Genomic DNA, 12,463 nt, shown 5'->3' on the forward strand with positions numbered 1-12,463 from the left:
CGACAAATCCGTATGGAGCTATTGGCACACAAAGGTAGGGAAGCCGAACCAAAATCTCCTATTATGAATGGAGGTTTTGTCTCTTTTCCGGTTTGCAAACTGCATACAAAGGCCAGACGACAAAGGGACAGGAGACCTGTATCGGCTCCTGCCCCTTCGAGCTTAGGCGGATCGTTGTACTACGATACGGCCGTTTTGTCGCTGCTATATATAATAAGGTATAGGGGGAACGTGGGGGAATGGATCCCATCCTCCCCTACTCGCTGCGGATAGCCTCGGTCGGAGGCACACGCAAAGCACGCAGTACGGGAATGAATGTGCCGAGAAAAACCATCAGCAGCATCTGCAAATAAGTACACCCCAATCCGAGCAAAAGACGTCCCCAGCCGACAGGAAACACCTTGATGTCGCAAAGATCGGTATGGAACATGACGTACCATGCGGCTACGGCAGCAGGCAGGGAAGCCAGTGTCATCAGTATAACCCCTTCGCCGAACATGAGCGAGAATACGCTCCTGTTCGTGGATCCCACTACACGGCGGATTCCTACTTCGGCGCGTCGCTGCTCGGTTCGCACCCAGAAGGTGCCGACGATGCCGAGGAATATATTGAGCAGGAGGAAGAAACCGATGGCCAGATGATTATTGATCTGCCGGACAGGATCGGCCAATATCCCTGCCCGGTCTTCACTGACAGCATTCATCGTCAGTACAGGATAAGTATCGTCCTTGGTCACGGCTTTCATCCTTTTCATAAACTGCTCTTTGAAGTCCGGCGTATCCGCTTCGGGAGAGACACGCAGATAGACGGAGTAAGATGTCAGCTCGTTTTGCGAAATGTACTCCTCCGTGATGGGCTTCAGGCTGACATAGCCGGTACTTTCGGCTTCGTTTTTGGGCTGATCCGGTATGAGTCCTCGCAGTGTCTGATTGTATCGGATACTCTTTTCGCTTTGGACGCCATCGACAACGGATACCATGTTGTAGTTGATGCTGTCCGACATGCCTATGTAGCGGAGGTCGCTTTCTCGTCCTTCGCCATTGACTTTCTCCACATAGTCGAGGGCATTGCGCGAGAGATAGTAGTCCCGTTGGAGATCGTTCATGCGAAGTTTGCCGAATCGTTCCACCATCACTTCCGGCGAAGAACCATCGGCTCCATAGACACGAAACACACGGAAATAATCCGGCGAAACCATTCGATCCTCAACGTTTATGAGTGATACGGTGTCCAGTTGAAAGCTACTGTTGCTTGACGAAGAGGAATAATGACCACCCCACTGTTGGAGACAAGCCGCTTCCACTCCGGGATATGCAGCAATCAGATCGAGGGTTTGCATCATGGTTTTTCCCTGATCGGCGGACATCTCTTTCCGTTTTCCGTCCTTGTCTTTTTGGACGGTTGCAAGGGTAAGGCGGTACACGTGTTCTATATCGTAGTTCAACGGGCGTGTCCAGGCACGCAGGGCTGCCAGAGCATAGTCCGTGACGAACCAAAGCAGGCCGCATACGACGAGCATCTCCAGCCATATCCAGAGGTTGGCACGACGTTCGGCGCGGATGATCTTGATAATATGATGTAGCATGATAATATCTGTATGATGAGGTTAGTGGGAGAGGGATTCTACGATGGGAGTCTTGGATATGCGCCAGGCTGGAATAAAGGCACTGAGCAGATTGATCAGCACACAGAAGATCAGAGCTATCAGGAAAATGACGGGATTGAACATGGCTACGTTGATGTCGCCCTGCATCATTCCCCAGCTCCCCACGCTGAGGAGCCACGAGGGAAAGAGAGCCATGACCAGGTAACTCAAGAGCAATCCGAAAGCCCCTCCTATCAGACTGATCAGCATATTCTCTGCCAGTACCTGACGGACTATATCGGATCGGACAGCTCCGAAAGAGCGTCGTACACCCAATTCGGCCAAACGGCGACGCATACGGCTAAGAGTCATACCCGAAAGATTGATGGCCGGGATACACAGAAATAGCGACAGGAGGAGAATGAAGCGACGGCGATACTCTGAGGCTTCGGTTTCATCGCGACGGAATTTGCGGTGCATCGTCGTGAACTGGTCGGCAGGCTGACCGGGAAAACTGATATTGAATTTCTCCTGCACACCGTTGCACTTGGCGGTCAAGGCCCCGACTTCTTCCTTGATGGCATCGAAGTCCTTCGGGCTTTTGGCCAGACAGATTACATTGAATCTGGAGAATAGGTTGTTCTTCACTCTTTCTTCGTACAGCCTGAACACAGGCATCCATACATCTCCATAGGCGAAGTTGCAGAAAGGGGTCACATGGCGCACCACTCCGCAGACGGTGTATTTGCGCCCATTGATCAGAGCTTGCCGGCCGACAGCCTCACTCGAAGAGCCGAAGAACCGGCGCGCCAACCTGTCGGTAATGACTGCCACGGAGATATTCGATCGGGCATCCGCCTCGGTATAATGCTTGCCGGCGACGAAAGAAAAATCGAACACCTGCCAGAAAGCCTCGTCCGTATATCTCGTCGTGACGGGGACTTCCTGCTCGCCTTCGCGCACGCAGAACCGTGGTTCATAGCCCGGCTCAGGCATGGAAAGCTCCTCGAAAGCGGTCACGGCTTCGGGTGTTTCGAGCTTGCGGAATATCTCTAATACCTGATACCCTCCCAAATTGGTATTCATGGTCATGTTTCTCGTTGTGTCCTTCGTCGTCATGGTGGCACCTCGGGTCACCAACCAGCGCGAACGATTGCTTTCGGGCGAGAACCTTCCCACCTTCATATACTCTTGCTGCACCAGTACCATGACCATACAAATGGCAAAGGCCGTACCGATAATGCCGATAACGCTGAGCACCGGATTCTGCCGGATGATTTGCCACGATTGTCTGATATATCTTTTCATTGTTTCTGTCTCTTGTGCGGTTGTTTCGATGGATGCGGAAGGCGTGCGAATGGGAAGGGGGAAACCTCTGTCCCGAACCTCCGATACCATCTTTGCGATATGCTTTTTCTATCCTTTTGGAAGGGCCGAATCAAACTATATACTTTGGTCTGACTAAACTATATAGTTTGGTCTGACTGAACTATATACTTTGGTTGAACCAAACTATATACTTTGGTTTGGTCAAACTATATAGTTTGGTTTAGCCCCCTTTTGAGGTCGATCCGGGCATCTCTCAAGGATGATCATTAAAACCCTGTATTTCACCTGATTAGCCCACCTGATGCCCGTCAAACATTCGGATGGTCCGACTCGTCTCCCGGGCTTGCAATTCGTTGTGAGTGACCATGACGATGGTACGTCCGTCCTCTGTATTGAGCCGATGAAGGATACTCATTACTTCCGCCCCCATTTTGGAATCGAGGTTACCGGTAGGTTCGTCGGCGAGGATAATCTCGGGATTGCCTACAATGGCGCGGGCAATGGCCACGCGTTGGCATTGACCTCCGGAGAGCTGTTGGGGATAATGGCGCAGCCGATGCGTCATTTCCATGCGCTCGAGGACTTCGTATGCCGCCTTCCTCCTTTTGCTTTCGCTCATGCGGCGATAGAGGAGCGGCAGCATGGCGTTGTCCAGCACATTGAGCGTATTGACGAGATGAAAACTCTGAAATACGAATCCCAGCTTTTCATTGCGGAAAGCGGCCAAAGCTTTGTCGTTCATGGAGTGTACCGTTTGTCCGAGGATTTCCACTGTCCCCGTGGTAGGACGGTCCAGCAGACCCATGACGTTGAGGAGCGTACTCTTGCCGCATCCGCTCGGTCCCATGACGGAAAGGAACTCGCCGCCGTTTACGCTGATGTTGATATCCTCCAAAGCGGCCGTTTCCATCAGGCCGGCACGGAAGATGCGACTCACGTTGGTCAGTTTGATTGCATCCATATTGTTCTGTTATGTTTCGTTATGGTTTCTTCTTATCATTCTCTCCGGATGGAGGGCAGACTCCCGGACTCGTACGTCCTCAGTCTTTCAGTTTGATCTTCTTGCTATTGCGAAATGCTGCATCCAGGGTCTGGAGTACGACCTCTTCGCCGGGTTCGAGACCGGACATGACCTCCACGAACGACTCGCCGCTTCCGCCCAGACGTACCTCCCGACGTACCAGCGTACTGCCTCGGCGCACGTACATTTCATACAGGCCTTCGCCGTGATAGTAATTGCCGAAGGGGATTCGCACACATTCGTTTCTGAGAGCCGTGAGCACATAGACGCTGACTTTCAAGCCCGAACGCAGTGCGTGCGTCTCATCTGCCGACAATCCCACATAGAAGCGTACCACTCCGTTCTTGGCTGCGGGCGTGATGTTCGTCACCGTTCCCTCTATACGACGGCCGTCGATATTTACCACCGCTTTGGCACCGACCGAGAGGCGTTGGGCATAGTCGTCCGCTATGTCGGCCTGAATGCGGAAGTGCTTCGGATCGCTCACGGTGGCCACTTGAGAGCCTGCTCCGATAAGCGTACCCACCTCGCTGAGTACAAAGGTGAGCACTCCGTCACGAGGAGAAGCGATCCGGGCATCATCCAGCTGACGGCGTTTCTCCTCCAAAGTCTTCCTGAATATCTCTATTTCCAGCCGGGAAGTAGCCTGTTCGGCAGCAGCCGTGGCCTCACGATCGCGCAGGTTTTCCACCATACCCTCGTATTCGAGTGCCGCCACACGATTGGCCAGCTCTATCTCGCGCACCTTATCCGTCGTACCTGCTCCGATGCTATCCAAATATCTTTCGCTCTGAAGCTCTGCTCTTCGGCGGTCGTTCTGCATGGCTTTGACCTTGAGTTCGCGTCGCTTGGCATTGAGCTCTCCGCGGAGTTGTACTTCCTGCCGATGCAGTTGGGTCTGCTTCATCCGCAGTTCGTCCTGCAATTTCTCGAACTCCGTGCGCACGGACTGCAAGTCCAGTTCCAACAAGGGTTCACCTCGGTGTACCGAATCGCCTGCATGCCTAAGCACAGCTATCAGACGTGCCTGCACCGGCGAAGTGATGATCTCCTCGAAAGCCGGCACCACTTCGCCGGAAGCTGAGGTAGCGATCTGCACTTCTCCTTTGTCCACCCGCCCCAAACGCAGAGAGGCTGCGGATATGGAGCCTTGCATGGAGGAGAGCAACCACCATCCCCCGAAGAAGAGAATGACTGCCGAAGCTGCTATGATGAGGTAACGTCTTTGCTTTTCACGTTTGAGCCGTTCGGGCGAAACTTGTCTGTCCATGAATCGTTTTCTTTTTTCCGGTGCGAGCTTCGTTGCTCACCGCCTTCCGAGGAGCAAATGCCATGCCAAACAATCCCCCGTCCTCATTATCAGTCACTTATTCGATCGACCGAAGTGTCCACTGTCCGTTTTCGGACAGTTCGGGTGTTCGTTTCCGGACAGTCGGACACTTCGCCATCGGAGAAAACCTGCATATTATCAGCCTTTTAAGGGTGGTGGCATAAGCTTTGCCATCGGAAAGGTGCAATAAAACGAAAGAAAAATGAAGAAAAAAAGCCTTTTCGTCCTCTCCCTATGCTTTGCCTCCCTGAGCCTGACTCCGTGGAGCGAGGTTTCGGCACAGCAGGTTGCCGCTACGGATCCATCCCCTTTGTCCCTCACGGAAGCCATCCGGCTGGCACGAAAGCAGAGTGTGGATGCAGCCGTGGCACTGCAAGAGCTTCGGGCGGCCTACTGGCAGTGGCGCACCTATCGGGCGGAACTGCTGCCCGGAGTGAACCTGACAGCTACACTGCCGGACTACAGGCGTGCCTATTCGCTCTATCAGCAGCCGGACGGCTCTTACAGCTTCGTCCGCTCCAATGCGCTGCGCCTGTCAGGGCATATATCCGTGGATCAGAATATATGGCTTACGGGCGGCAAACTCTCTCTGGTGAGTTCGCTCGAGCATATCAATCCGCTCGGCACGGAAGGTGCCAACAGGCATTTCATGAGCGTACCGATAAGCCTGACCCTGAGCCAACCGCTCTTCGGACTGAACGAAATGAAATGGAGTCGCCGCATAGAACCTGTGCGCTACGAAGAGGCTCGCCGGCGATTCGTGGCCAATACGGAGGAAGTAAGCGTAAGCTGCATAGATCATTACTTTTCGGCCCTGCTGGCACGGGAAGAGTACAACAATGCCGAGACCAACCTCCGCAACACGGCGAAGCTGGTCGAAGTGGCGCGCGCCAAAAAGAAGATCGGGAAGTTGTCCGAAAACGAATTGCGAGCCGTGGAGATCAGCTATGCTTCGGCTTCTTCGGCAATTCTTTCGAGCCGTACAGCCCTGCGCGGAGCGGAGATGTCCCTGAGCATTTTCCTCGGTTTGCAGCCGGATGAAGTCCTCTCACTCTCTATACCGGCCGATACAGTCTTCACACCCGTAAGCTATGAACGGGTGATGGAGCTGGCCGGACGCAATCATCCGTTCGTCGGAGAGATGAAGCGCAGGATGCTCGAAGCCGATCGTTCTCTGGCCCGAGCCAAATCCGAACGCTTCTCCATCGAACTGATGGCCCAAATCGGATATGCCGGACAGGCGGACAATCTGCACGATGCATACGGCGGACGTCTGAAGGACAACAGCTCTGTCTCCGTAGGTGTGCGCATTCCTCTCGTAGATTGGGGGCGCGGACGCGGTCGGATACGCTTGGCCGAGAGCAACCGCCGTCTCGAAGAGCATCGACTGCGACAGGAAGAAGAGCGTTGGCACCGGCAGATATTCCTGCTGGTAGAGAACTACAACAACCAGCTTCGCGTCCTCGAATTGGCGCGTCGTACCGACAGTATCGCTCAGGCACGCTATCATACTGCCGTGGAGACTTTCACCGTCGGAGCTATTTCCACCCTCGATCTGAATGCGGCACAGGATGCCAAGGACCTGGCACGCACCTCGCTCGTCAGAGCACTGCATCACTACTGGAGCTACTACTACAATCTGCGTAGCCTGACGGCCTATGATCCGGTACGCGATGAGGAGATCGATATACCCATGGAAGAGCTATAGGTACAAAGGAATCGGACGATCATAGCAATGGGAGGAAACCGACCGATACCCGATTGACCTGAAAAGGTATATGCTGGCAAACCGGAGAATTCTTCTATTTTTGCGCATATTTTTGCGCGAAGTCGGTTAGAAATCTTTCCGACTGAGGTGAAATGCTAAGTATTATTGGACAAAAAACTCTAACCATTATGTACTGGACATTAGAATTAGCCTCCAAATTGGAAGATGCTCCTTGGCCTGCAACCAAAGATGAGTTGATAGACTATGCACAACGTTCGGGTGCTCCTCTTGAAGTCATCGAGAATCTACAGGAAATGGAAGATGAAGGGGAAATCTACGAATCGATAGAAGATATTTGGCCGGATTATCCGAGCAAAGAGGATTTTTTCTTCAACGAAGAAGAGTACTAAAATGTAATCTCCTTAAACGAATATGCCCCGTATGTGCAATAATAGCACTCGGGGCTTCGTTTTACCACCGTGGCATCAGTCTTGCATAAATCTTTCCGTTCGCTCATTCTGCTCCTGCTCCTGACCGTGGCCGGAGGAGAAGATATTTTCGCTCAGGGCGATTTATTGCTGGCTCAGTACACCCGTGCATACGGCTACTACAATCCGGCTTATGCCGGCATGCGCAAAGAGATTTTCATCACTGCGCTGCACAATAGACAATGGGAAGGCATGCCCCGAAGTCCTAAGAGCTTCGTCGTACTGGCCGATGCGCCTATTCGCTTCTTCGACAGAGAGCATGGAGTAGGAGTTCGGGTAGTGACCGAAACGAGAGGACTCTTTGCCATCAATGAGCTGATGGGGCAATATGCCTTCAAGCAGAAACTCTTCGGCGGAGATCTGTCCGTCGCCCTCCAAGCCGGACTCGTCAATACGGCTTTCGATGGCACCAAGGTGGAGCTTGAGACGGAGAATGATCCGGCCATACCCCTTACGAAAGTGAGCGGAAAGGCCTTCGACATCGGTGCAGGTATATACTACCGCCGCAAAGAATTGTACGTCGGATTCAGCTCTACCCATCTGACCGCTCCGGCAATTCCGCTCAATGAACAGTACATATTAGATCTGACAAGGCATTATTATCTCCTTGCCGGATACAATATCCGCTCCATTTATTCGTTATTTGCATGGCATCCTTCTATCTTTGCAGCTACCGACGGGCATAGCTCTCGTTTGGATGTGACGATGGGAATGTCATACAACAACCGCTTCTTTGGCTCACTGATGTATCGTCCCACACAAGCCGTGGGAGTGAGCTTAGGGATGAAGTTGGGCAAGTTCTATGCCGGCTATGCTTTCGAATGGCCGACATCGGCACTGGCTAAAGCCTCATGGGGAAGCCACGAATTGCTGGTCAGCTATTCTTTCCCATTGAGCAATACGAAGAATAGAAATGCAAAGTATAAAAGCATTCGTTTCCTCTGAAAACTGCCTTAGCGCAAGATTCGGGGAGAGCAGCGAAGCAGATATATAAATAATGTATGTGTAGAAAGAACAGGTTTTTCGCTCTTGCAGGCTTTTTTCTGTTTGGAGTTTTCACTATTTCGTCGTGCGGCTCTTCCAAACGGGCTGTCGGCGGTGAACTGACCGGTGCCAAGCTATCTTCATGGAATGAGCCATCGCCTTTCGGGATGATACAGGTTCCCCGAGGGAGTATCGTGTTGGGAAACAAAGAGGCAGACAGTCTATGGGGCATACCTGCCGAGTCGCGCCCTATATCTGTGGATGCTTTTTGGATGGATCGGACGGAGATCACCAATGCCCAATACCGGCAGTTTGTCTACTACGTTCGGGACTCTATCATCCGCGAACGTCTGGCCGATCCTGCATACGGCGGCAACGAAGAATACAAGATTACCGAGAATAAGTTCGGCGAACCCGTAACTCCTCATTTGGATTGGAGCAAACCTATTCCTTCCGAAAAGCGGGCTACCGAGGAAGAAATAGCTGCCATCAACAGCGTTTACTATACCAATCCCGTCACTCGTGAGCGAAAGCTAAATCCGGATCAAATGGTCTACCGGTACGAAGTCTACGACTATCGTTCGGCAGCTCTGCGCGAGCATCAGCTCAAGGCTGCAAAGCGCAATCTGAATACGGACATCAAGGTAGACCCCAACGCCGTAGTGATGATATCGAAAGACACGGCTTTCATAGACGAAAGCGGCAATATCATCAGCGAAACCATCACGCGTCCGCTCAGCAGCGAATACGATTTTCTCAATACATACATCGTGCCGATCTATCCCGATGAGACATGCTGGGTAAATGATTTCCCCAATGCTCGTACCGAGATCTATACGAGAATGTATTTCAATCACCCGGGCTACGATGACTATCCCGTAGTGGGTATTTCATGGGAACAGGCTCAGGCGTTCTGTGCATGGCGGTCGGAATTCTTCCGCAAAGGTGTTCGCCTGCCTGAGGGACAGATCATGGACGACTTCCGTCTGCCCACTGAAGCCGAATGGGAATATGCTGCTCGAATGGGCGATTCCAACAATAAATATCCATGGAGTACCGAAGACTTGAGGACAGGACGGGGTTGTTTCTTGGGCAACTTCAAGCCCGGAGAGGGCGACTATACGGCTGACGGCCATTTGATACCGTCCCGCGTATCCAGTTTCTCGCCCAATGATTTCGGCTTGTACGATATGGCGGGCAACGTAGCCGAATGGACCAGCACGGCATTTTCGGAGTCCGGACTCAAACAAATGTCGGATCTGAATCCCGAACTGGAATACAAAGCTGCACTGACGGATCCGTACATCCTGAAGCAAAAGGTAGTACGCGGTGGTTCGTGGAAAGATGTGGCTCGCTTCATCCGCTCGGCTACCCGTAGCCATGAATACCAGAACGTAGGTCGTTCCTATATCGGATTCCGTTGTGTACGTACTTCCATCGCCTTCTCTTCCGGCAAGGCTCCTAAGAGTTCGCGTCGCAGCAAAAAGAAATAAGTATCGCCAATCTATATTCAAAACAAGAAAAACAAGTATTATGGGTCATTATAGAAGATACAAGAACATCCTTGAGATGTATTTGGCCAGTCACAAAGGACGCCGACTTCTCAATATCGTTTATAGTTGGGGAGCCGCTGTGGTGATTTTGGGTGCTCTCTTCAAGTTGCTCCATTTGCCGATGGGCAACGAGATGCTTTTCGTGGGGATGATCACAGAATTCTTGGTGTTTTTTATCTCCGGATTCGAAAAACCCGCAATGGAATACCGCTGGGAAGAAGTCTTCCCTGAACTGGACTCGAAGAATCCGATGGACCGTCGGGAGATGGAGCAGCGTCGGGAGTATCTTCGCGAAAAGGCCAAAGAAGCAGCTGCATACGCGGAAAGACCATCTTCTGTGCGCCTTGCCTCTGCCTCTTTGGGTACGCAACCACAAGAACAGCCTAAGCCTGCCGCTCCTTTCCAGTCCCAACTGACCGGAATACTGCCGGAAGAGCAGATCCAACGTCTGAGCGAAGGCATAGACAAACTGGCTGAAGCAGGCGAACAGCTTGCCCGTATCGGCCGGACTGCAGCCGCCATGACGGAGAGCTACGAGCAGATGCAAGCAGATCAGGAAGGCTTGCGCCTCAATTCGCAATCGTACATCCAGCAGATGGAAAACCTCAGCCGCAACATCTCCGGCCTGAATACCATATACGAGATACAGCTCAAGAGCATCAGCTCCCAGATCGACACCATCGATCGTATCAACCGCGGATTGGCTCATATCCGAGATATGTATGACAATAGTGTCATCGACAGCTCTTCATTCCGCAACGAAAACGAGCGTATGGCACGCCAGCTGACCCAACTCAACGAGGTGTATGCCCGCCTGCTCCAAGCCTTGACAACGAATGTAGGTCTACCCGGTATGCCCGGCAATTTTGGTGCTTCTAATCCTTCATCATCCGGCAGCTCACCCTTATAAGCCATGGCAGTAGGTTCTAATGGGAATGCCAATAGGCAAAAGATGATCAACCTGATGTACCTCGTGTTCATCGCCATGATGGCTTTGAACGTATCGAGTGAGGTACTGGATGGTTTCGACAAAGTGGATAAGAGCTTAGCCTCTTCCATCGACGGCTCCGACAAGCGTAACAATCTGGTGCTGTCCGAGCTGAATACGGCTTATCGCACCAATCCCGAAAAGGTGAAGGTATGGTATGAGCGTAGCCTTGTCCTACAGAAAGAGGCGGATTCGCTCTGTACCTTTATAGATGATCTGAAGCTGGCCATTGCCCGTGAGTCGGATGGAAAAGATGCAAAAGTCAATGATATAAGACGAAAGGACAATCTCGATGCTTCTTCCGTAGTAATGCTGAATCCGATCAACGGTAAAGGCAGCACGCTTCGCAAGGAGGTGGACAAGTTCCGCGAGCTGGTCGCTACGCTCATGACCGATAAGGCGAAGTTGAAGCTCATAGAACAAGCCCTTAACACAGAATCCGGTACCAAAGGCAAATCATGGGAAAGTTCTTTGTTCGAGAATATGCCCACCGTAGCAGCCATTACGCTCCTGACCAAGCTCCAAAGCGATGTGCGTTATGCTCAGGGCGAAGTACTTGCCGATCTGGTAAAGAGCGTGGATGTGGGGGATTATCGTGTGAACAGTATCACGGCACAAGTGATCCCGCAGAGCCAGATCGTCATGTCAGGCGATACATATAAGGCCAATATCGTTCTCTCCAGTGTGGATACCACGCAAAGACCGGACGTATTTGTAAACGGTAAGCTCCTTTCGCCGGAGAACATGGGCTTATTTACGGCTACGGCAGGTGCACCCGGCACATATCCGGTCAAAGGATATATCGAAATGATGGGTAACGATGGAGTTAAGATTCGTCGTGACTTTGAAAGCGAATACTTCGTTACCGAACCAATGGCTTCCGTCGCTCCGACGATGATGAACGTACTCTACGCCGGTATAGACAATCCGATCAATATCGCAGTACCGGGTGTAGCTCAGCAAAACGTTTCTGCAACGATCAACAATGGTACCCTTACTCGCCGCGGCAACCTCTGGATAGCACGGCCGACGAAAGTAGGCAGCGAAGCCATCATTTCCGTCACCGCTCAATCAGGAGGTCGTACCATCCAAATGGCAAAGACTACATTGCGTGTCAGAGCTCTGCCCGATCCTCTTCCCTATATCGAATATAAGGATGTGCAGGGGAACACGAAACGCTTCAAAGGTGGCCGCTTGGGTAAGCGTGAAATCCTGGCTGCCGGTGGCATTAAAGCCGCTCTTGACGATGACTTGCTGGAAGTAAACTACACAGTGGTGAAGTTCCAACTCGTGTTCTATGATTCGATGGGTAATTCGATCCCCGAAGTTTCCGACGGAGCTTCATTCTCTGAGAGACAAAAACGACAAATACAGAATCTGGCCAGAGGCAAACGTTTCTACGTAACGGAAGTAATTGCACGCGGTCCGGATGGTATCGAACGTAAGATTCCGGCCATTGAAGTAATTGTGAACTAAT

The 12,463-nt window shown here is 51.9% G+C and carries 10 protein-coding genes; 6 read left to right on the forward strand and 4 right to left on the reverse strand.

What is annotated here, in order from left to right; translation table 11 throughout:
- Positions 1–256: 256 nt before the first annotated feature.
- The 4 genes from HQ49_RS06120 to HQ49_RS06135 form a co-directional block, all read right to left on the reverse strand.
- The gene (locus tag HQ49_RS06120) at positions 257–1,585 is read right to left on the reverse strand and encodes an ABC transporter permease (RefSeq protein ID WP_039418944.1); all 1,329 of its coding nucleotides are present in this window, start codon (positions 1,583–1,585) and stop codon (positions 257–259) included.
- Positions 1,586–1,606: 21 nt separating this feature from the next.
- Complete coding sequence (locus HQ49_RS06125; RefSeq protein ID WP_235290074.1) at positions 1,607–2,893, reverse strand: ABC transporter permease; 1,287 nt, start codon at positions 2,891–2,893, stop codon at positions 1,607–1,609.
- 310 nt (positions 2,894–3,203) lie between these two features.
- Positions 3,204–3,875 carry an ABC transporter ATP-binding protein gene (locus tag HQ49_RS06130; protein ID WP_004584758.1) on the reverse strand — a complete coding sequence of 224 codons (672 nt, stop codon included), beginning with the start codon at positions 3,873–3,875 and terminating at the stop codon, positions 3,204–3,206.
- 79 nt (positions 3,876–3,954) lie between these two features.
- Positions 3,955–5,205 carry an HlyD family secretion protein gene (locus HQ49_RS06135; RefSeq protein ID WP_039418948.1) on the reverse strand — a complete coding sequence of 417 codons (1,251 nt, stop codon included), beginning with the start codon at positions 5,203–5,205 and terminating at the stop codon, positions 3,955–3,957.
- A gap of 262 nt (positions 5,206–5,467) precedes the next feature.
- Between HQ49_RS06135 and HQ49_RS06140 the strand changes: the two genes are divergently transcribed.
- The 6 genes from HQ49_RS06140 (at position 5,468) to porM (ending at position 12,462) form a co-directional block, all read left to right on the forward strand.
- Positions 5,468–6,973 (forward strand): TolC family protein, encoded by a 1,506-nt coding sequence (locus HQ49_RS06140; RefSeq protein ID WP_018964253.1) that lies wholly within the window; start codon positions 5,468–5,470, stop codon positions 6,971–6,973.
- Between the two features lie 188 nt (positions 6,974–7,161).
- Positions 7,162–7,383 carry a DUF2795 domain-containing protein gene (locus HQ49_RS06145; RefSeq protein ID WP_005874189.1) on the forward strand — a complete coding sequence of 74 codons (222 nt, stop codon included), beginning with the start codon at positions 7,162–7,164 and terminating at the stop codon, positions 7,381–7,383.
- Positions 7,384–7,464: 81 nt separating this feature from the next.
- On the forward strand, positions 7,465–8,406 hold the full coding sequence (gene porP, locus HQ49_RS06150) for a type IX secretion system membrane protein PorP (RefSeq protein ID WP_039418950.1): 942 nt from the start codon (positions 7,465–7,467) through the stop codon (positions 8,404–8,406).
- A 56-nt stretch (positions 8,407–8,462) separates the two neighbouring features.
- Positions 8,463–9,938 (forward strand): T9SS ring complex lipoprotein PorK/GldK, encoded by a 1,476-nt coding sequence (gene porK / locus HQ49_RS06155; RefSeq protein ID WP_039418951.1) that lies wholly within the window; start codon positions 8,463–8,465, stop codon positions 9,936–9,938.
- Positions 9,939–9,978: 40 nt separating this feature from the next.
- Positions 9,979–10,908, forward strand: a complete 930-nt coding sequence (gene porL, locus HQ49_RS06160; RefSeq protein WP_026292049.1) for a type IX secretion system motor protein PorL/GldL — start codon at positions 9,979–9,981, stop codon at positions 10,906–10,908.
- Between the two features lie 3 nt (positions 10,909–10,911).
- Positions 10,912–12,462 carry a type IX secretion system motor protein PorM/GldM gene (porM, locus tag HQ49_RS06165; RefSeq protein WP_039418952.1) on the forward strand — a complete coding sequence of 517 codons (1,551 nt, stop codon included), beginning with the start codon at positions 10,912–10,914 and terminating at the stop codon, positions 12,460–12,462.
- Position 12,463: the final 1 nt, after the last annotated feature.

It is taken from the genome of Porphyromonas gulae (assembly GCF_000765945.1).
Taxonomy (GTDB): domain Bacteria; phylum Bacteroidota; class Bacteroidia; order Bacteroidales; family Porphyromonadaceae; genus Porphyromonas; species Porphyromonas gulae.